This is a genomic window from Methylobacterium aquaticum (assembly GCF_001043915.1).
Classification (GTDB): Bacteria; Pseudomonadota; Alphaproteobacteria; order Rhizobiales; family Beijerinckiaceae; genus Methylobacterium; species Methylobacterium aquaticum.
On the sequence record NZ_LABX01000121.1, the window covers coordinates 16,684 to 38,472 of the forward strand.

Below are 21,789 nucleotides of genomic sequence, written 5' to 3' on the forward strand. Positions count from 1 at the left end.
TTGGTCGCATGCCGGGTCCGCCGGGGCAATGGGTGAGTTAAGAAAAGGTTAACGTCTGTTCACAGGCAAGCGGGTTCGGCCTGCCACTGGCTCACGCCCGCCGCAGCGAGAGCGCGGCGATGAGGCCGGCGCCGAGCAGGGTCGCGGCGACCGGGGTCGCCGAACCGTCGTGCCAGGCGGCGACCACGAGGGTGAACAGCGCGCCGAACGCCATCTGGGTGAAGCCGTAGAGGCTCGATGCCGCGCCGGCGGCGTGGGGATCGACGTTCATCAGGCCTGCCACCGCGTTCGCCCCGAGAAGCCCGATCCCCACCGCGTAGACGGAGAGGGGGGCGAGCAGCGTCACCACCGTGAGATGCCCGGTGCGGTCGATCGCCAGCAGCGCCAGGGCCGAGGCGAGGCACAGGCCGTTGCCGATCCTGGCCGCCCGCGGGATCGGCATCCGGCCGGCGAGACGCCCGGCGACGGCCGCGCCGACCACCATCCCGGCCACCACGATCAGGCAGTCGAGCCCCACCTCCTGGGCCGAGCGGCCGAGCCGGTCGACGAGCAGGAACGGCGCCACCGCCAGGAAGGCATAGAGGCTCGTCCCGGCGCAGGCCCCGGCGAGCAGGTAGGCCCGGTAGGCGGGGTTGCGCAGCAGGCGCCCATAGGCGGTGGCGACGGCTCCGATCCCCGGCAGCGCCACCGGCCGCCGGTTGGTCTCCGGCAGGGTCAGCACCACCAGCGCGCCGAGGCCCGCCACCAGCACGGCCAGCACCACGAAGACCGCCCGCCAGCCGAAGGCGCCGGCGACGAGGCCGCCGATCGCCGGCGCGAGGGCCGGCGTCAGGGTCATCGCCATGGTGAGGATCGCGATCTTGCGGGCGGTATCGGTGGCGGTCGAGACGTCGCGCACCATCGCCCGGCCGAGGACGAGCGAGCCGCAGGCCCCGAGCGATTGCAGCACCCGGGCGACGATCAGCACCTCGATCGAGGGGGCGGGGATCGCGAGGAGCAGTCCGGCGAGGTAGAGCGACAGGCCGGCGATCAGCACAGGACGGCGGCCGAACCGGTCCGAGAGCGGTCCGTAGACCAATTGCCCGCAGGCGAGGCCGACGAGATAGAGGGTGATCGTCAACTGCGCGGCGACCGGCGTCGTGCCGAGATCGGCGGCAGCGGCGGCCAGCGCCGGCACGAAGATGTGCAGGGCCACCGTCCCCGTCATGGTGACGGCGACCAGGAGCGGCAGCGACGCTTGACGGGGTGAGGTTTGAATTGACGAGGTTTGGCCGGACGCCGACCGGTCACTCGTTTGGTCGGGACGCCTCGGTGACATCGTCATCGCGCGGTGGCCTCGGTGTTCGTCGTCGGGATCTCCCGCCTGTGTCATACCAACGGACGTTGCAAACGACCTTTAGTTCCGTTCTCGAATTGTCGCCAAGCCTCCGGCTTGACATCGACAATTCGAGATGGGTCGACGGCCCCGTTGATCCCGGGCCTGCCCGAGATCGAATCGATGCGTCAGCATCTTGGGCCGTTGGTATAGGCGAGGCCGGTCGTCGGAGGCATGCCGGCTGCGAATGGCTGGTCCTTGCCGCGGGGACCGCTCGACCGGGCCCGATCCGGCGGGGCCGGTGCAACCCATCGCATGCGGGTGGGGGCCCTCATGTCGTTTGTGCGCGAACGGTCCTGCCCGTACTGTGGGGTCTCCATGGCGCGTTTTCCCATGGCGCGTTTCATGGTGCGTTTTCATGGCGCGGGGCCCGGACCGGGGGCAGCATCGGCGCCAGCGGATCCGGGGACGGGAGATGGCGATGTCCGATAGCGTGTTCCGTCCCGGCGGGTGGCCGTGGCCCGCTTCCGGCGACGACGTGGTCCCGGCCGGCCGGCTGTCTGTGCGGCGCCTGCGCGAGATCGAGGACGTGCTCGGGGGCTCGATCGATCCGGCGGGGGCGGTGGTCATCGACGAGCGGGAGTTCGAGCGGCAGGCAATCGCGCTCCTGCGCGCCTTCGGCCGGATCACCGATCCGCAGATCCGCCGCGACGTGCTGCGTCTGGTCGATGCGGCTGCGGACGGGACCACGGAGATCCCGCAAGAGTAACGGCCGGATCTGCGGCGAAAATCCGCGACCGAGTGCGATCCTCAGCAGACTTGCGTTGGCCTGCAAGCGCAAGTCTGCTGAGGATCGGATGTGCCGAGGGCACGAGAGACTCGAAGACGCCGATCGGCATCCGGCCCGCCGCGGTCGAGGACCTGTCTCCCCGAAGGCTTGGCAAGAAGGCTTGGCAAGAAGGCTTGGCAAGAAGGCTTGGCAAGAAGGCTTGGCAAGAAGGCTTGGCAAGAAGGCTTGGCAAGAAGGATTGGCGAGAGGCTTGGCTTCAGAACGCCTCGCGCATGCGCCGCATGGCATGCACCCAGTCGGAGGGGCCGAGGCCGGCCGCGATGCTGATCGGGTTCTGTCCCTCGCGGGCGCGGTTGCGGGCCTCCCGCGGGCTCATCGCGAACCGCGTCCGGAACGAGCGGCTGAAATGCGTCTCGCTGGTGAAGCCGCTGCGGAACGCCACCTGGGCGATGCTGCTGCGCTCGGCGTCGGACCGGCACAGGGCCATGAATGCCCGGTCGAGCCGGCGCCCGGCGACATAGGCCATGACGCCGCCGTCGAAGCCGAACAGCCGGTACAGGGTTGCCCGCGACACCCGGCAGGCCGCCGCGATGCCGGCGGGGCTCAAGGTCGGGTCTTCGAGGTGGCGGTCGATATAGGCGCAGACCCGGTCGTGGACGCTGGCGCAGGCCGCCGCCCGCGCCAGCGGATCGGCCTCCCGCAGGTCGCTGCCCGAGAGCAGCAGGCAGAGCGCCTGAATGGCGGTGTCCGCCTCCCGGGGCGAGAGCGAGGTGGCATGCTGGGCCAGGCTGCGCAAATGGCTCCCGATCACCGCCGCCAGGGCGCTGTCGCGGCCGAGCGCCCGGCCGTGGAGATCGTTTGACCGGGCGAGCGGCAGCCGGTCTCGCGGCAGGACCAGGGTCAGGTTGGAGAAATCCGTCGCCCGCGTGTGCAGGGTGCGGTTGAGGTCGAGGACATTGATGTCCCCGGCCTGCACCGTCACGGCCGTGTCGCCGCATTGGCCCTCGAAGCCGCCGGTGAGGTATTGCTGGATCACGATGTGGTCCCAACCGGAGCGGCGGATGTCGCACATCCCGCGTTCGAAGGATTGCGCCCGCGACGTGCAGACCGTCAGCAGCGCATCGGACACCGGAGCAGCCTGCATCTCGGCCCGGAACGTCGCCCAGTTCTCGACCTTGACCCGGAACAAAGGTTGCACGAGGTCGTGCCAGAGGGAGAATTGCTGCTCGGCCGCGAGCCGCCCGAGCCCCAGATCCATCACTGCGTCGTCCGCCACCATGTCAGCGTTCGCTGCCCATCTTCGTTCTGCTGTCATCCCGTGCAAGGATCAGCGCGGCTTTTCGTGACTTGAGAGGCACCCGTGCCAACTGGGCGCCGGTTGCATGCATCGATAGATCGGTGGAGCGACGATCGAAAGCCAGATGATTGCGTCCCGATGATTTGAACACGGGTGCGAGCTGCGTCAATACCCGAACGATCCCCGTCATTTCGGCCCCCGCTCTCGAACCGCCACGATCCAGAGGGGCAGAGGGCGGTCGATGGCGGTCCCTGGACGGCATGAGAGCGCTGGCCGGCCCGGGCGCGGACCTCGCCGCCGGGGAGCCGCCCTGTGACATCCAGGCGACGCCTGTCACCGCCCTTCGTGTCCAGCGCCTCCGTTTTGAGACGCAAAGCACAGCCTTTGGTATTTTTCGTGCGGCGCGCCATGCTATGCTGACGCCAAATACCCACGCGCCGGTCCGCAGCCTCGTGATGAAGAGCCCGAACGTCGAACGGTTGCCGAAGGCGGTGGTGCGCCTCACGGCCGGGCGCGCGATTTCCCTGATGCTGGCCCTCGCCCTCGCCCTGGCCATCGCCCTCGTGGTCTCGGCTCCGCTCGTCACTGCGAACTGAAGCCGACGGGCGGCAGGACATGCCCCCTGGAACTGTCCTCGCGGTGCCGCGAGAGGGGTGGCCCCGGACGCCCCCCGCATCGATCGTCCGGGAGCCACGGTGAGCCAGCGGGTCCCTGGGCCGTTCACGCCGGCGGCGGCCCGCCGAGCTTGATGCCGGCGCGGCGAAACATCGTCAGCCAGATCGTATTCAATTCGCTGCGGGTCGCGTCGCTCGCCGCGAGGTCGACGAGGAAGCAGCGTACCTCGTATTCAAGGCCGTGCTCGCCGATCCGCATCAGCAGGGCGCTCGGGGCCGGGCTCGCCGCGACGTTGGGGTGACGCTCGGCGACCTTCAGCAGGATCTCGTGCAACACCTCGATGTCGGTCTCCTTGTCGAGGATCAGCGGCACGCGCAGGCGCTGGGTGTCGTCCGTCAGGGTCTTGTTGCGGACGATCGAGGTGATGAGGTCGGTGTTCGGCACCACCAGGTCGGTGCGGTCGCCGGTGGCGATCAGGGTCGAGCGCACGCTGATCTTCCTCACCCGTCCCTCCTCGCCCTTCACGGTGACGAGGTCGCCGACCCGGATCGGCCGCTCGGCCAGCACGATCAGCCCCGAGACGAAGTTCGACACGATGCTCTGGAGGCCGAAGCCGATGCCGACCGACAGGGCGCCGGCGATCACCGTCAGGCTCTGCGGGTTCACCCCGAGCTGGCCCAGCGCCACGACCAGCGTGAGCGCCAGGCCGCCATAGCCCACCACCGTGATGACCGAATAGCGCGCTCCGGCATCGAGCCGGGTATGGGGCAGGAAGCGCCGGTCGAGCCAGCCGGTGGCGAGCCGGGTCGCCAGCAGGCCGGCGCCGAAGGCGAAGAGCGCGAGGCCGGCGGCGCCGATCCATCCGCGCAGATCCGAGACCGTGGTGCCGAGGAACGCATCCTGGAACGGGTTCAGCTCGCCATGGGCGAGGCTCCACGGGCCGACGACGACGAACGCCATCGCGCCGACGACGAAGGCGTGCAGCAGGCCCGAGACCACGATCGAGGTGAGCGCCAGCGTCCGGGGCCGGAGCGAGAAGGTCCGGCACAGCCGCAGCAGCCGGGGCGAGCGCGCGACGTCCTCGGTCCCGACCGAGAGCGCGTCGATGCCGATCAGCACGACCCAGCCCAGGGCCACCAGCACCCCGGTGACGAGGAGGCGCCCGATCAGGAACGAGCCCAGGGCCGTGAGGCCGAGCAGCGTGCAGGCGAAGGCGGCGGCCGTCACCACCCAGGCGAGCGGGGCCAGGGCGCCGAGGAAGCCGACCGGGGAGGCGGCCGGCATGGCCGCCGCCTCGTCCTCGCCCGGCGGCTCGGCATGGGCGAGCCGCGCCAGGGCGACGGCGAGCAGGGCGCAGCAGGCGAGGACCGCGAGGATCGTCGTCGCCTCGCTGATCGCCACCCGCAGACGCGCCATGGCGGCGAACTCGGCGAAGACGAGGCTCGCCGCGTAGATCAGCAGCATCACCGTGCCGGTGCGGTGGATGGTCCGGGCCGCCACGTCCCCGACGGCGAGGAGCCGCACCGAGGGATCGCGCGGCGCCACCAGCGCCCGCAGGATGCCGGTGCCGAGGATCACGCCGGCGATCGCCGCCAGGAGGCGCACCAGCACGGAATCCAGGCTGCCGGGGGAGAGATCCAGCTCGTCGTCGAGCAGGATCAGGCCCGCCAGCGTCAGCGGGACCGGCGCCACCATGATGCCGAGATGGATGAGGCTGTGGACCGCCGCCGCGCGCCGCGGGCCGATCCCGATCCGCCCGACGAAGCGGCGCCAGCGGCGTGTCAGGCGATGTCCGACCGCACGGCTGGCCCAGTAGACGAGGCCGCCCAGGATCAGGACGATGGCAACGGCGATCAGGTCCTCGTGCCAGTCGTTCGCCGCGCCATGGGCGCCGAGTTCCGCCATCCTCTCGCCGATCTGCGGCACCGCGCGATCGAGCAGCTCGCTCCAGAAGGCGGGGGTGAGCGGGCTCTGGCTCGGGGCGAGGAGGCGCCGTGCGAACAGCGACCGGCGCGTCTCCGTCACGGTGTTCAACAGTTCCTCGGCAGCGCGCAGGCTTTGCGCGTCCTGCCGCAGCCGGGCCTCGATCTGGGCCAGCTCGGCCTCGACCTGCCGCTTCTCGGCGCCGACGGCCTCCGGCACCGCGGCGCGGGCGATCTCGGCCGCCTGCGCCTGGAGCCGCGTCCGGGCCGCCTCCGTGTCCCGCCGCACGGCCTTGGCTTCGGTGATCAGGGCCTCGGCCCGCTCGCGGACGCGGAGCAGGCCCTTGAAGTCGCCGTGCAGCCGCTCCGCCTCGGCCCGGGCCGCCGCGATGCCGGCATTCAGCTCGGTCCGGCGCGCATCGCCGGTCTGGGCCGCGGCCGGGAGCGCCAGGGCGAGCAGCAGGGCCAGGACGGCGAGAACGGCGCCGCGAAGGACGACGGAGACGGGAGGGGGCATGGTGACAGCTCGGGACGCCGCGCCGTGGCGAGGCTTGGCCGCAGGCTGCCTAGCACAGCCGAACCGATCGGCAAGCGGTGGCGACGGATGCTGTCGGCCAACGATCGTGTTGCCCGTCAATCATGGCGGCCCCTTCCCGGAGAGGAGCCGGCTCGGCCCCGGCGTGGCCTGCGGTCAGCCGTGATCGGCCGGGCGCGTGGCGATCCAGACCACGTGCGGGGTCCGCCCGGGCCGCTCGGAGCGGAGGCGGTGCTCCACCACGGCAAAGCCGGTGCGCTTCAGCCGGGCCTTGAACGCCCGGTCCGGGCAGCCCGACCAGACTGCCAGCACCCCGCCCGGCCGCAGGGCCCAGAACGCCCGCTTCAGACCCCAGGCATCGTAGAGCCGGTCGTTGGCCCGGCTGACCAGGCCGCGCGGGCCGTTGTCGACATCGAGCAGAAGCGCGTCCCAGGCCCGCGGCCCGGACTGGATCACCCGGTTGACGTCGGCCTCGCGGATCTCGACCCGCGGGTCGTCGAGGCAGCCGCCGAACACGTGGGCGAGAGGGCCACGGGCCCAGGCGAGAACCGCCGGCACCAGCTCGGCGACGACGATCGTCGCATCGGGCCCAAGCTCGGCCAGGGCCGCCCGCAAGGTGAAGCCCATGCCGAGTCCCCCGATCAGCACCCGCGGACCGGCGCGGTCGCGCAAGCCCGCGCAGGCGAGGGCCGCCAGCTCCCGCTCCGAGCCGCTGCGATGGCTGCCCATCAGTTCCATGCCGTCGACGACGATCAGGTATTCGTCGTCGCGTCGCACCAGCCGCAGCGACCTGCCCCCGCCGGGAATCGGGCCGGTCTCGAGTTCGGTCCAGGCCGCCAGCGCCGCGCCCGGCGCGAGGGATCGCCTCATCGGTCTTGTCTCTCGCCGCCGGGGGAGGGGCGGGCGCCTCGTATCGTGGTCCCGCTCATAGGCGCCGCCGGCCGAAGATTCACCTGCCGGCATCGTGCCGGGCGAAGTTTCCCGAGGGCGATCGGGCCGGGCGCCCTCTCACGCCTTCTGCGCGCCGTTGTCGCCCGAGGGCTCGCCTGCCGGCAGCCGGAGGAGGACGGCCTTGCGGATCGTGTCGGCGTAGCGGCGATATTCGGCGGCGCGCTCCTCGGACAGCGCTCCGACGGTGGAGCGCCCGGCCTCGCGGGCCTCCCGTGCCATCCGCCGGACGAGTTCCGCCCGTTCCTCGATGATGCGCAGGGCCACCCGCAGGGCCTCGTCGACGGACGCCTCCTGCTCCCTGGCCACCGCCTCGCCGGAATAGGCGTGGCCGACCTGGCAGCGGAACCGCGGGGGCCGGGAATCCCGCATCTGCGAGAGCACGCCGCGGCATTGCGGGCAGGTCAGCGCGGCGGGATCGGCGATGGGCCGCAAAACCTCGCTGTCGATCCGCACCTCGCTGTCGATCCGCCCGCCGGCCGCGATGTCGATCTCGAGGCGCAGATCCGGGCAGAGCGGCGGGCGCGGTCCGGGAGGATCGCGCACCAGATCCGACAGCACGTCGCCGATCCGTGCCGCCGGCAGCGTGAGATCGACATCCAGGGCCGCCAGCGCACTGCGCGGCATCTCGTCGGCCAGCGCCTCCGCGGGATCCTGCACCAGGGTGATCCCGCCGCAGCTCTTGATCGCCTCGAGGCCCGAGGCGCCGTCGTTCAGCAGGCCGCTCAGGAGAATGCCGATCACCCGCGGCCCGTAGGTGGCGGCGGCCGAGCGGAACAGGGGATCGATGGAGGGCCGCGCCATGTTCTCGTGCGGGCCCCGTCCGAGCCGGACCGTGCCGTCCCTGAGGAGGAGATGCCGATCCGGCACGCCGATCGTGACGGTCCCGGGCCGGATCGCCATGCCGTCGGCCGCGGCCTGGACCGGCAGGTGGCGCGCCCCCGCGGCCACCGTCGCCAGCAGGCCGCGGCTGCGGACCGGACTGTGCAGCACGACGAACACCGCCGCCGGCAGGTCCGGCGTCACGGCTCCAAGGATCGTCTTCAGCGGAGCGGTCGCCCCGGAGGAGCCGCCGATGACGACGATGTCGCGATTGCTCATGCCCGAGATGCTCATGCCCGAGGACTCCAGCGCGCCAGGATCGGCCAACGCGGGAAGGCTTCGGAGGGTGCATGCGTGGACGGCGCAGGCGAATGCCCGGGGACGAGGCACGGCCGGCAGAGCCGCGCCACCACGCCCCCATGCTCAAGATGATATACCGCGACGCGGGAGAAATCCTGGTTCCGGGCCGATCGGCGGGGAGGCTGGCCAAGCCGGATTTCCTCCGTGCCGCGGTATATTATCTGCCGAGATCGGCGACGGTCCACGGCAGGACGCTTGGTCTGATGGTCAGCTCGTTCCCACCCTCAACCTCAGGAAGAGGGTGGGAGAGCCCTGCTCCGGCAGGATCCACACCCCTGTCGTGTACCGTGGCGATCGATCGTCGAAACACGGACGACGACGCCATGGGCTTTGGCGAGCATCCCCGCGCGGCTTGTCCCGTCGGCCTCGCCCGCCAGGGATCACGCGGGAGCGCCGGATCGCCGGCTCTCCCGCGCTGAATGGCGTTATTGCGCCGTCCAGCCGCCATCCACCGTGAGGTTGGCGCCGGTGATCTGGCTGGCCGCATCCGAGCACAGGAACGCGGCGATCGCCGCGACCTGGTCCACGGTGACGAATTCCTTGGTCGGCTGGGCCTTGAGCAGAACCTCCTCGATCACCTGGTCCTTGGTCATGCCGCGGGCCTTCATCGTGTCGGGGATCTGCGCCTCGACCAGCGGGGTCCAGACATAGCCGGGCGAGATGCAGTTGACGGTGATCTTATGGGTGGCGAGTTCGAGCGCCGCCGTCTTGGTCAGGCCGGCGATGCCGTGCTTGGCCGCCACATAGGCCGCCTTGAAGGGCGAGGCGACGAGGGAATGCGCCGAGGCGGTGTTGATGATCCGGCCCCAGCCCTTCTTCTTCATGCCGGGGATCGCCGCCCGCATGGTGTGGAACGCCGAGGACAGGTTGATCGCGATGATCTGGTCCCACTTCTCGACTGGAAACTCCTCGATCGCCGAGACGTACTGGATGCCCGCATTGTTGACCAGGATGTCGACCGCGCCGAAGTCCGTCTCGGCCTGCGCCACCATGGCGGCGATCTCGTCGCCCTTGCTCATGTCGGCGCCGGAATAGACCGCGCGGACGCCGAACTCGGCCTCGATGCCGGCCCGCTCCTTTTCGATCGCGTCCGGCTGGCCGAAGCCGTTGATCACCACGTTGGCGCCCTGTTGCGCCAGACCCCGCGCGATGGCGAGGCCGATGCCGCTCGTCGAGCCGGTGACGAGGGCGGTCTTGGAGTGCAGCGTCATGGGAAATCTCCTCGGACCAGGGATCAGGCCAGGTAATCGTGCAGCACGTGGCCGTAGGGGAGGGTGAAGTCGACGACCTGGTGGCGGGCGCGCACGATCCGGCGCACCGGCAGGTCGGCGACGCGGCAATTGACGTGCGGGATCAGGTGCAGCCGCGCGTCGCCCTCCCAGGCGCCATGCACCGTGATGTCCTGGAGCCGGTAGCCGACCAGCTGCGCCACCTTCACCCCGCCATCGACATCCGGGATCAGCTTCAGGTTGACGTTGAGCTGGCCGATCCCGTCACGCACCGTGTCGAGCTGGTCTTCCAGGCTGCGGTGCTTGTAGGTCATCGTGCCCATCGCCACCCGCTCCTCGTCGTAATGCAGGGTGCCGGTGAGCGTGTCCTTCATCACCTTGAGCCGGGGCACGCCCCACTTCTTCGGGAAGCCCCAGATCTCGCGGCCGGCGGTGATCGGCGGCTCGTCGTCGAGATACATCTGGACCGAGTAGTTGCACGGCTCGCCCTTGTACTGGGCGACGATGGCCGACCCGCTCTCCTCGTAATCGCCGAAGCCGGAGGAATCCGGCATCTTCATCCACTCGTAATACGCGAGGTTGCCGGGTGCCGGCTCAAGCGGCTCGGGCAGGGCGGCCCGCAGCGCATCGGGGTCTGTCTCGTAGGTGATGATGAGATATTCCCGCCGCAGGAAGCGGTACGGCCCGTGCGGATAGCTCGGGCTGAAAGCCGGCATCGACGGGGCTTTCAGGATCTCGTCGCGGGTCATGCAGCGTGCCTTTCTCAGGATCAGTCCCGTGCGTCGCGGGTGAGGTCGAACGCGGTCACGCCCTGCTCGGGCCGGCACCGCTCGATCCAGTGGCGGTGACGCAGCGAGCGGCGCACGTCGTTGCGGCCGGCCTTCCAGTGGTCCAGCATCGTGGCGCGCGAGAACTCGTAGTCCTTGGCGTCGTTTTCGTAGTTCTTGGCGCGGTAGATCAGCTGGAGGATCGTCACCGCGTTCTGGTGGCTCACCTCCGACAGGAAGGCGACGTCCGGATCCTGGCGCAATTCGGGCGGCAGCTTCTCGAAAAGGCGCCGGAACGCGGTCTTGGCCTTGTGGATCTCGATCTGGTCGTTGGTGTTGAGCCGGGTGCGGCTGGAGAAGCGGATGTCCTTCTCGCGCTCGGATGCCTCCGACAGGGTGCGGGGCAGCGGGCCGCGGGCGCTGAACAGGTCGACCTGGAACACCGCGAGGTCGGCCAGGCGCTCCTCGTCCAGGACGTATTGCAGCGGCGTGTTCGAGACGATGCCGCCGTCCCAGTACTGCTCGCCGTCGATCTCCACCGGCGGGAAGCCCGGGGGCAGGGCGCCTGACGCCATGATGTGCTCAGGCCCGATCCGCTCGCGGCGGTTGTCGAAATAGACGAAGTTGCCGGTGCGGATATTGACCGCGCCGACGCTGAGCCGGGTCTCGTGGCGGTTGATCCGGTCGAAGTCGACCAGCTCGACGAGCGTCTGCCGCAAGGGGGCGGTGTCGTAGTAGCTGAGCGCTTCGGGCGCCCCGGCCGGGTAGAGCGGGGCGGGGGGAACGCGCGGCGCGAAGAAGCCCGGCACCCCCACCGTCGCCCCGAAGGCGGCGCTCCAGGCGTTGAACGCCTCGCGGGCCTGCTCGCCGGGCCACCACGGCGAGACGGTGATGCCGGAGGACACCTTGTTCCAGAATGCCCGCAGCCGCTCGACCCGGCGCTCGGGCGGGTTGCCGGCGATGAGCGCCGCGTTGATCGCCCCGATCGAGATGCCGGCGACCCAGTCGGGCGACAGCCCGGCCTCCTGCATCGCCTCGGCGACTCCGGCCTGGTAGGAGCCCAGCGCCCCGCCGCCCTGGAGCACCAGCACCCGGCGCTCGTCGTGATCGCCTCGTCCGTCCGCCCGATCCCGCTCGTCCATAGGGCCTCCGCTGGCCGCCGCGCGAATCTCCGGCGGTAAGATGATGCTGCACTGCCGCACGACAAGCCCGGTGTCGATCCGCTGCGCGGGCCGCCCTGCCTCTTCCTCGGGTCGACTCCCCTGGGGCGGCCCTCGATTGACCCTTGGGTTGACATGCGCCGGCCCCTCCGCCAAGCCTCCGCGCCGCCTGGCCCCGGAGGGTCCGCCCATGCCCCGAGGGCGCTTCCGGCCCCGGCCTCCCGCCGAAGCCTTCGCGAGGCCGGCCCGACACAGCACAGGTTCCGATGCGCTCCTACCTCGACTTCGAAAAGCCGGTCGCCGAGCTCGAGGCGAAGCTCGAGGAGCTGAAGGCCCTCGGCGACCGCGACGGCGCGGTGGCGATCAGCGAGGACGTGGCGCGGCTGGAGGCGAAGGCCGCGGCGGCCTTGGCCGAACTCTATGCCGGACTCACCCCCTGGCAGAAGACCCAGGTGGCCCGCCATCCCCAGAGGCCACACTTCGTCGATTATTGCGCCGGGCTGATCGAGGACTTCCAGCCGCTCGCCGGAGACCGGGCCTTCGGCGAGGACGAGGCGGTGGTGGGCGGGTTCGGGCGCTTCCGCGGCCGGCCGGTCTGCGTCATCGGCCAGGAGAAGGGCGCCAACACCGAGGCGCGGATCCGGCACAATTTCGGCATGGCCAAGCCTGAAGGCTACCGCAAGGCGGTGCGCCTGATGGGGCTCGCCGGCCGTTTCGGTCTGCCGGTCCTCACCTTCGTCGACACGGCCGGCGCCTATCCGGGCATCGAGGCCGAGGAACGCGGCCAGGCCGAAGCCATCGCCCGCTCGACGGAAGCCTGCCTCGGCCTGCCGACCCCGAACGTCACCGTGGTGATCGGGGAAGGCGGTTCGGGCGGCGCCATCGCGCTCGCCACCGCCAACACCGTCCTGATGCTGGAACACGCGATCTACAGCGTGATCTCGCCGGAGGGGGCTGCCTCGATCCTGTGGCGCGATGCCGGCCGGGCCCAGGACGCCGCCACCGCGATGAAGATCACCGCCCAGGACCTCCTGCGCCTCGGCGTGATCGACGGCATCGTCCCCGAGCCCACCGGCGGCGCCCACCGCGACGGCGAGGCCGCCATCCGGGCGACCGGTGAGGCGATCGCCGCCGCCCTCGAGCCGCTCTCGGCCCTCGATGCCGACGCGCTGCGGGACCGGCGGGCGCAGAAGTTCCTGGAGATCGGCCGGAGCCTCTGACCCGGCCCCTGTCCCCGTCATCCACAGCCTCCCACAACCGACGCCTCCCAGACGCAACCCGGCCTTGGTTTTGCCGAAGACGGGGCGGATGTGTTCGCGGGTGAACCCCGTGCCGTCGTGGGCCGGCGTCTTGGCCGTCGCACCTGTTGAACGAAGCCGTGAAATCTTAACCGTTCTTGCGGTAAGAGCCGGGTAAGTTTAACGAAGCTATGGGGTTGGGGAGACCGGTCCGCGGCGTCAGTGTGCCGGCGGTCCGATGCGAGAAGGCGGGGTTCCCATGGTGGGTCTGGCGAGGCGTCTGGCGATGCGTCCGGTGCTGGCGGCGAGTGGGCTTGTCGTCGCCCTGTCCCTCGGGGCGTGCCAGGATGCCGGCTTCTCGGCCGCCGGCTCGGCGCGGGCCCGCGAGCCGATCCCGCAAAAGACCGTCGCCCTGATGGCGACGAAGAACATGTCGCCCCGCGACCCGATCCTGATCCGGGCCTTCAAGAAGGAATCGGAGATGGAGGTGTGGAAGCGCGGGGCCGACGGCCAGTACGCGCTGCTCAAGACCTTCCCGATCTGCCGCTGGTCCGGTCAGCTCGGACCGAAGGTGCGCGAGGGCGACCGGCAGGCGCCGGAAGGGTTCTATCCCATCAGCATGGGCCAGATGAACCCGAACTCGTCCTACTATCTCTCCTTCGACACCGGCTATCCCAACGCCTTCGACCGCGCCAACGGCCGCACCGGCAGCTACCTGATGGTGCACGGCACCTGCTCGTCCGCCGGCTGCTTCGCCATGACCGACGAGGCGATCGCCGAGATCTATGCCATCGCCCGCGAGGCGTTTGCCGGTGGGCAGCGGGCGTTCCAGTTCCAGTCCTATCCGTTCCGGATGACGGCGCAGAACCTCGCCAAGTTCCGCAACGACCCCCACATCGCGTTCTGGAAGAACCTCAAGGAGGGCTCGGACTATTTCGAGGCCCTGCACGAGGAGCCGCGTGTCGGCGTCTGCGGCACGCGCTACGTCTTCGGCGGCTCGGACGCCGCGGCGGGCGCCTGCACCCCGAAGGTCGATCCGGTCGTCGTCGCCAAGCGCCAGAAGGACGAGGTCGAGGTGGCCGAGCTCATCGCCAAGGGCACGCCGGCGACCCGCCTCGTCTACCAGGATGGCGGCCAGCATCCGTTCTTCCGCGAGACCGCGCCGAGCACCCAGCTCTTCGCCGAGCGGGCGCCGCCGCGGCCGAACCTCGGCATCGTCAGCCGGCCCGAGGCCCTGGCGGCGGCCCCCGAGGAGATCATGATCGAGCCGAAGGTGAAGCCGGTTCTCCTCGCCAAGATCGATCCCAAGCACGAGAAGGGCAAGCATGGGGCGGTGAAGCCCACGGCGCTCGCCTTCGCGGCCCCGGCCACGAACCCCGCCCCGATCCCGACCCGCGAGGCCGCGGAAACCGCCGCTCCCGCGGCGCCGATCACCGTGGCGAGTGCCGATGGCGACCCCTCCGCCTACCGCAAGCTGCTCGGCAACCTGTTCGGCGGCGCCCCGGCGGCGCCCCCGGTCGCAGCCGTCGCCCTGCCGGCGGCCGACACCACCCCGGTCGCGGCGATCTCGCCCGCCGCGCCCCTGCCGAAGAAGCTGATGGGCCACCCGCATCCGGTCGCCCACGCCGCCACGGCCTCCGTGAAGGTCGATGCGAAGGCCGATGCGAAGGTCGACGGCCTGAACCCCGCGGCCGCGAAGAAGGCCGAGGCCAAGCCCGCCGAGCCGAAGCCCGCCGGCAAATCCGGTGAGGCCAAGACGGGAGAGAAGGCCCCGGAGGCCGGCAAGCGCACCGAGGCGCCGCACCACAACCGCGTCGCCGCCTCGCAGCCGGCGAACTGAAGAGGCCGTCCGTCTCTCCTTGCCCGTCCTGAAGGCCTCCGAGTCATCCCGGGGCCGCGACAGCGGAGCCCGGGATCCAGACCCGCAGGCGATGCAGGATCATGCGATCCATGGATCCGTCTGACCTGACGGGCTTTCCGAATCCCGGGTTCCGCTGTCGGCGCCCGGGATGGGTCCCGTGTGGTGTCGAGACAGGGCCGGGATCCCGATGGCTCCATGTACCGGAAGCGTGCGACTACACCTGCGCCTCCCTCTTGGTGGGGTGCGGGCCAAGCGACAGCACCAGGGCACCCACCATCGTTGAGAGCACCGACCCGAGGATTGCCCCGATCGTCGTCTCGGTGTCGAGTTCCGGCCTGCCCGCGAAGGCGGGGCCGCCGATGAACAGGCTCATGGTGAGCCGATGCCGCTGAGCGGGGCGACGCCGTAGACGTGGCGTGAGGTGGCCCCCGCGGGCGTCGATGCCAGTCCGTCCGCGCCGCGAGCCAGACGCCGCCGAACACCCCGACCTGCTTGCCGACGAACACGCCCGCCGCGACCCCGAGCGTGACGGGGCCAAGAGCGCTCCCGGCGTCAGCCCGGCGAGCGACACCGCCGCATGGGCGAAGCCGAAGACCGGCAGGATCCCGTAGGCCACTCAAGGCTGGAGCGCGTGTTCCCGCCGGTGCAAGGGCGAATTCCCGTCGTCGGGCCGGCCCAGGCTCGCCCGCAGGGGGATCGCCAGCGCCGCCGCGGCCACGGTAGCATGCAGCCCCGAGCGCAGTACCAGCAGCCAGAGCACGGCGCCGAGGATCAGGGAGGGCCCGAGCCGGCGCTGCTGACGAGCAGGTTGCGCAGGGCGGAGACCGGGCGCGGCAGGCGCCGGGGGAAGGGGACCGGTGCTATGGCGCCTCGCCTGCCAGGAATCGTGAGCGAGATCAGGGCGAGAGCGGGGTCACCCCCGCCCGAGGGCCGCCCGCACCAGCGTGAGCGCGTCCTCGCTCGCCCATTCCGCCGGGCCCTTCATCATGCCGATCTCGCAGCCATGCGGATCGATCAGGAAGGTGGTGGGCAGCCCGACGACGTCGCCGCCCTGCTGGAGCGCCGGCAGCGCCCGCCCGGCCGGGTCGGCGTAATAGGCCAGCCGCGTGATCCTGTTCTCCTGCATCCAGCGCGGCGGCCGGTCGGGGTTGCGGGTGTCGAGGTTGAGCGCCACCACCTCGAAATCCTCACCCCCCAGCGCCCCTTGCAGCCGGTCGAGGACCGGCATCTCCGCCTTGCAGGGGGCGCACCAGGTCGCCCACAGGTTCAGCAGGATCGTGCGGCCCTTGAGGTCGGCGAGCGTCTTCGGCTGCCCGTCCGGCCCGGTGAAGGCAATGGCGGGCGCGGGTTTCGGGCGCGAGGCGACCTGGAGCGCCGCCACCTCGCCGCGGGCGAGGGGCGCGACCCGGGCGGCGGTGGCCTGCGCCAGGGGGCAGGCGCCGCCGTTGCCCCCGCCCGCAACCCCGTATAGGGCAGCCCCGAGGCCGAGGACGGCGACGAGCCCCCCCGCGACGAGGGCGAGGCGGGCTTTGCGCGAGGATGCGAGACGAGGTGAGGACATGAGCAACCGGATGTGGGGCGGGCGCTTCGCGAGCGGCCCCGCCGAGATCATGGAGGAGATCAACGCCTCCATCGGCTTCGACAAGCGCCTCGCCCCCCAGGACATCCGGGGCTCGCTCGCCCATGTCGCGATGCTGGGCCGGGCGGGGATCCTGCCGGCCGAGGATGTGGCGAAGATCGAGGCCGGTCTCAAGTCCGTCCAGTCCGAGATCGACGCCGGCACCTTCACGTTCCGCCGCGAGCTGGAAGACATCCACATGAGCGTGGAGAGCCGGTTGCGCGAGATCGTCGGCCCTACGGCAGGCCGCCTGCACACCGCGCGCTCGCGCAACGACCAGGTCGCCACCGACATGAAGTTGTGGGTGCGCGACACCCTCGACGCCCTCGACGGCCAGGCCGCCGACCTCCAGCAGGCGATGGCAGAGCTGGCGCTTGCGCATGCCGGCACGGTGATGCCGGGCTTCACCCATCTGCAATCGGCCCAGCCGGTCACCTTCGGCCATCATCTGCTCGCTTACGTCGAGATGCTGAACCGCGACCGCGGCCGGTTCCGCGATGCCCGCGCCCGCCTCAACGAATGCCCGCTCGGCGCCGCCGCCCTGGCCGGCACCTCGTTCCCGATCGACCGTCACGCGACCGCCGCCAGCCTCGGCTTCGACCGGCCGACGGCGAACTCCCTCGATTCGGTGGCCGACCGCGACTTCGCCCTCGAAGCGCTCTCGGCGGCGGCGATCGCGGCGGTGCACCTGTCGCGCTTCGCCGAGGAGATCGTGGTCTGGACATCGGCCCAGTTCGGCTTCGTCAAGCTGTCGGACCGGTTCACCACCGGTTCCTCGATCATGCCGCAGAAGCGCAATCCCGACGCCGCCGAGCTGGTGCGGGCGAAGTCGGGCCGGATCATCGGCGCCCTGTCGGGCCTGCTGATCGTCATGAAGGGCCTGCCGCTCGCCTATTCGAAGGACATGCAGGAGGACAAGGAGGGCACCTTCGACGCGCTCCAGACCCTCTCGCTCTGCCTCGCCGCCATGGCCGGCATGGTGCGGGATCTGGAGCCGGTGCCGGAGGTGCTGAAGGCGGCGGCCGGGTCCGGCTACGCCACCGCCACCGACCTCGCCGACTGGCTGGTGCGCGAACTCGGCCTGCCGTTCCGCGATGCCCACCACGTCACCGGCCGCCTCGTCGGCGAGGCCTCGTCCCGCGGCATCGGGCTTGAGGCGCTGCCGCTCGCCGTGATGCAGGCCGAGGAGCCGCGCATCACCGAGGCGGTCTTCGCGGTGCTCGGCGTCGAGAACTCGGTCAAGAGCCGCACCAGCTACGGCGGCACCGCGCCCGACAACGTGCGGGCGCAAGCCGAACTCTGGCTGAAGCGGCTCTCCGGCGAGACCGCCTGAGCGGCAATCTTTTTGTTCCGTCCCACCCCGCATCTCGGGACGAGGTCGCGGGTGGGAGGGGGCGGGCGCTCGTGTTAGTGCCAACCTCGGTCGACCAATAGCTCACCCATCACGGGAGGACCCACCATGGATCTCGGTCTCAAGGGCAAGCGTGCCCTCGTCCTGTCGTCCAGCCGCGGCCTCGGCCGCGGCATCGCCGAGGCCCTGGCGGCGGAGGGCGCGGACGTGCTGCTCACCGCCCGCACGGCCGAGCGCCTCGACGAGGCGGTGGCGGCGATCAATGCCCGCGGCCAGGGCCGCGCCCATGCCTTCGCGGGCAGCCTGAAGGACAATGTCGAGGCGATCTACGCCGCGGCCCAGGAGCATCTCGGCGGGGTCGACATCCTGGTCGCCAATACGGGCGGTCCGCCGGCCGGCACGGCCCTGACCGTCCAGCCCGACGCCTGGACGCCCCAGTTCGAGGCGATGGTGACCCCGGTCTTCCGCCTTGCCGGCCTGGTCCTGCCGGGGATGCGCCAGGCGGGGTTCGGCCGCATCCTGGTCGTCGCGTCGAGCGGCGTCGAGCAGCCGATCCCGAACCTCGTGATGTCGAACGCGCTCCGCGCCTCGATCGCCGGCTGGGCCAAGACCCTGGCCTCGGAGGTCGCCGCGGAGGGCGTCACCGTCAACATGATCCTGCCCGGCCGGATCGAAACCGACCGCACTGCCGAGCTTGACGCCGCCAACGCCAAGGCGCAGGGCAAGTCGCGCGACGAGATCTCCGAGGCCGCCCGCGCGGCGATTCCCGCCAAGCGCTACGGCAAGGTGCAGGAATTCGCCGACGTGGCGTGCTTCCTCGCCTCGGAGCGGGCCTCCTACGTCACCGGCAGCATGATCCGGGTCGATGGCGGGGCCGTCCGTTCGATCTGACGACCCATCAGGCGGGGCTCCTCGTCCCGCCTCCTCCCCCGACTGGGCCCTGAACGGTCCCGAATGTCATGAAAAAGGGCGGCCCCGTCGGACCGCCCTTTTTGCATCTGAACTTGCCGACAGAGACTTTACTGCCGCTTGCCCCAGCGCACGCCCGGCGCCGGGCCGGCGCCCGCGGCGAGCGAACCCACCGCCGGGCCGCTGGCATTGCCCGGGTGGTGCTGCGAGCCCTGGCCCATCGGCTCGGGGGCGATCAGGTCCGGGGTCGCGGTCATCTCGGGAGTGCCGCGGCCGGTGGCGAACTGGCCGGTCTTGCGGAAGCGCCAGAGATAGCCCGGCACCACCGCCTCGATCGCCGTCGGGGCGATGCCGATGCCCTCGATCGTGCGGCCTTCCGCCTTGGCGGCCTCCGAGACGACGTTGTCGCTCTGGAGCAGGGTGACCTGGTCGCGGGTGAGCTTCAGCGTGTCGGGCAGGAGGCCGAGGGTCAGGGTGTCGGCGAGTTCCATCGCGCGGGCCTGGAGCCGGGCGGCGGGCGCGGGCAGCGCCAGCACCACGCGGCTGCGCATCGTGACCGTCAGGGTGTACTCGACGAGCTGCTGGAGGGTCAGGATCTCCGGCCCGCCGAGTTCGTAGACCCGGCCGCCCTGGAGCCGGCCCTCGACCGCCCGGGCGATCGCCTCGGCGACGTCGCCGGCGAAGACCGGCTGCATCCGCGCTTCGGCGCCGGCGAGCGGCAGCACCGGCAGCATCCGGGCGAGGGCGGCGAAGCGGTTGAAGAAGCTGTCGCCCGGCCCGAACACGATCGAGGGGCGGAACACGATCGCCTCGGGCCGGGCCTCGAACACGCGGGCCTCGCCGATCGCCTTCGAGCGGGCATAGGCGGAAGGAGACGTCTCGTCGGCGCCCAGCGCCGAGACGTGCACCATCGTGGCGCCCACCGCGGCGGCGGCGCGGGCGACCTCGGCCGCGCCCTCGGCCTGGAGGCGCTGGAAGCTCTGGCGGCCGCTCTCCTGGAGGATGCCGACGAGGTTGACCACGATGTCGGCATGCTCCGCCGCCCGGGCGATCGAGGCGGGGTTGCGGAGGTTGGCCTGCACGCCGACGATCTGGCCGACGCGGCCGAGGGGCTGGAGGAACTGGGCGAGATCGGGCCGGCGCACCGCCACCCGGATCCGGTAGCCGCGCTTGGCCAGCGCCCGCACGACGTGACGGCCGAGGAAACCCGATCCGCCGAACACGGTCACGAGCTGCGAGGCGGGCCGGGTCAGGCCGACAGGGTCGAAGCCGGTCATGGTCGTGGGGTCCTTCCGCGGGTCTTGATCGGGCCGAGTGTGCGGGGGCTCGTGTCGGCTCCATAGTCGAGGGCCGGGATCCTGTGAAGCTCCGGCGCTGCCGCGGACCCCGGAACCGATGCAGTTCCGTTCCGTTCGTCCCTCATCTCCGACGACACGCCGGTGCTCACGCCACCTTGCGCGGCACCATCCGCTCGCTGCCCAGAGCCTCCCGCGCCCCCGACAGCCCGGCCTCGGCGTATTCGGCATCCTCGTTGACGTTCCACACGTCGTAGCGCCGCTCGCCGAGGAGGATGTTCCGCGCCGTCAGCATCGCGGTCATCATCGCGTGGTCCTGGTTGTTGTACTTGTGCATCCCGTTGCGGCCGACGAGGTGGAGCGTCGGATAGCTGCCCTCCAGGTCCCGGCGGATCGTCGCCACGTGGTCGCGATAGGCGTCGTCGTAGACCGGATACGCCTTGGGCTGGCGCACCACGCAGGCATCGACCACGCTCGCCGGATCGACGAGGCCGATCTGGCCGATCTCGCGGCGGGCGAGGGCGATCAGCTCGGAATCCGGGGCGTTCCACAACCCGTCGCCCTCGAAGCAGAAGTATTCGAGGCCGAGGCAGGTATAGGATTCGTCCGGCACCATCTCGGGCGACCAGGAGCGGAAGTTCTGCACCCGCCCGACCTTCACCGCCGGATCGTGGACGTAGATCCAGTTGTCGGGAAAACTGTCCTTGGCACGCGCGATCAGCGCGACGGTGAGGAAGTCGCGGTAGCGCAGGGAGCGGGCCTGGAAGGTGCTCAAGGGGGCCGGCCGGATCGCCCCGACCAGCTCGCGGATCGGCGCCGAGGACACGACGTTGCGCGCCGTGAAGGTCTCCCGCCCGCCGCCCTCGCGCCGGGCGCTCACCGTCCACAGCTTGGTGGCGGCGTCGTAGGAGAGGGCGTCGACCCGCCGGTCGAGCAGGACCCGGCCGCCGTTGCGCCGGATCGCGTCGGCTGCCGCGTCCCACATCATGCCGGGGCCGCGGCGGGGATAGCGGAACGACTCGATCAGGGTCTTGATGACCGGGCCGTCCCCTGCCGTCGGACGGTGCAGCCCGAGGGAGCGCTTGACCCCGTCGCGGATCGCGGCGCCGAGGTCGAGGCCCTTGATGCGCTGCGCCGCCCAGTCCGCCGAGATGTCGTCGCAGGACATGCCCCACACCTTCTCGGTGTAGGTCTTGAAGAAGATCGAAAAAAGCCGCTCGCCGAACTGGTTGCGGACCCACTCGTGAAAACTCTTCGGGTCCTGGATCGGCCGGGCCCGGGCCCAGAGATAGGAGGCGACGCAGGCCGCGCTCTCGACGAGGCCGAGGTTGCGCAGGGCTTCGAACGCCTTGAGCGGGTAGGCGTAGGTCTTGCCCTTGTAGTAGATCCGCGACAGGCGCGGCCGCTCGATGAAGTCGTCGGGCAGGATCTCGTTCCAGAGATCGACCACCTCCTTCGCCTTCGAGAAGAAGCGGTGGCCGCCGATGTCGAACAGGAAGCCCTTGTACGCGACCGTGCGGCTGATGCCGCCGACCTGGACCGGGTCGCGCTCAAGGACCACGACGTCGCGGCCGGCCTTGGCCAGCATGTAGCCGGTGGTGAGGCCGGCCGGTCCGCCGCCGATCACCAGCGTCTCGGTGTGAAGGCTCATCGCTCGGGCAACTCCGGGGCCGTCACGGCCGTGTCCGCTTGTGGACGGGACTCTCTTCCCCGAGCTTTATCGCCCGGATGGTAAAGAACCGCTCAACCGCCCCCGC

The 21,789-nt window shown here is 70.8% G+C and carries 19 protein-coding genes and 1 pseudogene; 6 read left to right on the top strand and 14 right to left on the bottom strand.

Going from position 1 to position 21,789, the window contains the following annotated elements; translation table 11 throughout:
* Nucleotides 1-91 precede the first annotated feature (91 nt).
* A complete protein-coding gene (locus tag VP06_RS16120; protein ID WP_425350916.1) occupies nucleotides 92-1,258 on the bottom strand; it encodes a multidrug effflux MFS transporter in 1,167 nt (388 codons plus the stop codon).
* Nucleotides 1,259-1,796: 538 nt separating this feature from the next.
* Here VP06_RS16120 and VP06_RS16125 point away from each other — a divergent pair.
* Nucleotides 1,797-2,084: a hypothetical protein gene (locus VP06_RS16125; RefSeq protein WP_156295639.1), complete on the top strand. Its 288-nt coding sequence runs from the start codon at nucleotides 1,797-1,799 to the stop codon at nucleotides 2,082-2,084.
* Nucleotides 2,085-2,361: 277 nt separating this feature from the next.
* Here the strand turns inward: VP06_RS16125 and VP06_RS16130 are convergent, their stop codons facing one another.
* Nucleotides 2,362-3,384 (bottom strand): helix-turn-helix domain-containing protein, encoded by a 1,023-nt coding sequence (locus VP06_RS16130; protein WP_053081844.1) that lies wholly within the window; start codon nucleotides 3,382-3,384, stop codon nucleotides 2,362-2,364.
* Between the two features lies 1 nt (nucleotide 3,385).
* Nucleotides 3,386-3,592, bottom strand: coding sequence for a hypothetical protein (locus VP06_RS37225; protein WP_197093216.1), 207 nt, complete (start codon nucleotides 3,590-3,592; stop codon nucleotides 3,386-3,388).
* A gap of 223 nt (nucleotides 3,593-3,815) precedes the next feature.
* On the opposite strand from VP06_RS37225, the gene VP06_RS16135 reads away from it, so the two are divergent.
* Nucleotides 3,816-3,998 carry a hypothetical protein gene (locus tag VP06_RS16135; RefSeq protein ID WP_048464801.1) on the top strand — a complete coding sequence of 61 codons (183 nt, stop codon included), beginning with the start codon at nucleotides 3,816-3,818 and terminating at the stop codon, nucleotides 3,996-3,998.
* A 124-nt stretch (nucleotides 3,999-4,122) separates the two neighbouring features.
* Here VP06_RS16135 and VP06_RS16140 read toward each other — a convergent pair whose 3' ends face one another.
* From VP06_RS16140 to VP06_RS16165, 6 genes are all read right to left on the bottom strand, one after another.
* Nucleotides 4,123-6,456 (bottom strand): DUF3772 domain-containing protein, encoded by a 2,334-nt coding sequence (locus VP06_RS16140; RefSeq protein ID WP_048464802.1) that lies wholly within the window; start codon nucleotides 6,454-6,456, stop codon nucleotides 4,123-4,125.
* Between the two features lie 174 nt (nucleotides 6,457-6,630).
* Nucleotides 6,631-7,344, bottom strand: a complete 714-nt coding sequence (locus tag VP06_RS16145) for a spermidine synthase (RefSeq protein ID WP_048464803.1) — start codon at nucleotides 7,342-7,344, stop codon at nucleotides 6,631-6,633.
* A gap of 138 nt (nucleotides 7,345-7,482) precedes the next feature.
* Entirely contained in the window at nucleotides 7,483-8,523 is a 1,041-nt protein-coding gene (locus VP06_RS16150; protein WP_048464828.1) for a chemotaxis protein CheB, read from the bottom strand.
* Nucleotides 8,524-9,029: 506 nt separating this feature from the next.
* Nucleotides 9,030-9,815, bottom strand: coding sequence for a 3-hydroxybutyrate dehydrogenase (locus VP06_RS16155; RefSeq protein WP_048464804.1), 786 nt, complete (start codon nucleotides 9,813-9,815; stop codon nucleotides 9,030-9,032).
* A gap of 23 nt (nucleotides 9,816-9,838) precedes the next feature.
* The gene (locus VP06_RS16160) at nucleotides 9,839-10,582 is read right to left on the bottom strand and encodes an acetoacetate decarboxylase (protein ID WP_048464805.1); all 744 of its coding nucleotides are present in this window, start codon (nucleotides 10,580-10,582) and stop codon (nucleotides 9,839-9,841) included.
* Nucleotides 10,583-10,602: 20 nt separating this feature from the next.
* Complete coding sequence (locus tag VP06_RS16165; RefSeq protein WP_048464806.1) at nucleotides 10,603-11,742, bottom strand: patatin-like phospholipase family protein; 1,140 nt, start codon at nucleotides 11,740-11,742, stop codon at nucleotides 10,603-10,605.
* A gap of 284 nt (nucleotides 11,743-12,026) precedes the next feature.
* Here VP06_RS16165 and VP06_RS16170 point away from each other — a divergent pair, with 284 nt between their 5' ends.
* Together VP06_RS16170 and VP06_RS16175 are read left to right on the top strand one after the other, a co-directional pair.
* Nucleotides 12,027-12,980: an acetyl-CoA carboxylase carboxyltransferase subunit alpha gene (locus VP06_RS16170; protein ID WP_048464807.1), complete on the top strand. Its 954-nt coding sequence runs from the start codon at nucleotides 12,027-12,029 to the stop codon at nucleotides 12,978-12,980.
* A gap of 304 nt (nucleotides 12,981-13,284) precedes the next feature.
* Entirely contained in the window at nucleotides 13,285-14,838 is a 1,554-nt protein-coding gene (locus VP06_RS16175; RefSeq protein ID WP_245291198.1) for a L,D-transpeptidase family protein, read from the top strand.
* A gap of 235 nt (nucleotides 14,839-15,073) precedes the next feature.
* On the opposite strand, the gene VP06_RS38760 is transcribed toward VP06_RS16175, so the two are convergent.
* The 3 genes and pseudogenes from VP06_RS38760 to tlpA form a co-directional block, all read right to left on the bottom strand.
* On the bottom strand, nucleotides 15,074-15,232 hold the full coding sequence (locus VP06_RS38760) for a hypothetical protein (RefSeq protein WP_342586823.1): 159 nt from the start codon (nucleotides 15,230-15,232) through the stop codon (nucleotides 15,074-15,076).
* 243 nt (nucleotides 15,233-15,475) lie between these two features.
* Nucleotides 15,476-15,646: pseudogene (locus tag VP06_RS38770) on the bottom strand (Na+/H+ antiporter NhaA); the annotation flags it as partial.
* 126 nt (nucleotides 15,647-15,772) lie between these two features.
* On the bottom strand, nucleotides 15,773-16,420 hold the full coding sequence (gene tlpA, locus VP06_RS16185; protein WP_048464808.1) for a thiol:disulfide interchange protein TlpA: 648 nt from the start codon (nucleotides 16,418-16,420) through the stop codon (nucleotides 15,773-15,775).
* Here tlpA and argH point away from each other — a divergent pair.
* Both argH and VP06_RS16195 read left to right on the top strand, forming a co-directional pair.
* Complete coding sequence (argH, locus tag VP06_RS16190; protein WP_048464809.1) at nucleotides 16,419-17,810, top strand: argininosuccinate lyase; 1,392 nt, start codon at nucleotides 16,419-16,421, stop codon at nucleotides 17,808-17,810. The genes tlpA and argH overlap by 2 nt on opposite strands.
* Before the next feature lie 126 nt (nucleotides 17,811-17,936).
* Complete coding sequence (locus tag VP06_RS16195) at nucleotides 17,937-18,719, top strand: SDR family oxidoreductase (RefSeq protein ID WP_048464810.1); 783 nt, start codon at nucleotides 17,937-17,939, stop codon at nucleotides 18,717-18,719.
* A gap of 128 nt (nucleotides 18,720-18,847) precedes the next feature.
* Here the strand turns inward: VP06_RS16195 and VP06_RS16200 are convergent, their stop codons facing one another.
* Both VP06_RS16200 and VP06_RS16205 read right to left on the bottom strand, forming a co-directional pair.
* Entirely contained in the window at nucleotides 18,848-20,014 is a 1,167-nt protein-coding gene (locus VP06_RS16200; RefSeq protein WP_048464811.1) for a complex I NDUFA9 subunit family protein, read from the bottom strand.
* Nucleotides 20,015-20,180: 166 nt separating this feature from the next.
* Nucleotides 20,181-21,683, bottom strand: coding sequence for an NAD(P)/FAD-dependent oxidoreductase (locus VP06_RS16205; RefSeq protein ID WP_048464812.1), 1,503 nt, complete (start codon nucleotides 21,681-21,683; stop codon nucleotides 20,181-20,183).
* Nucleotides 21,684-21,789 lie beyond the last annotated feature (106 nt).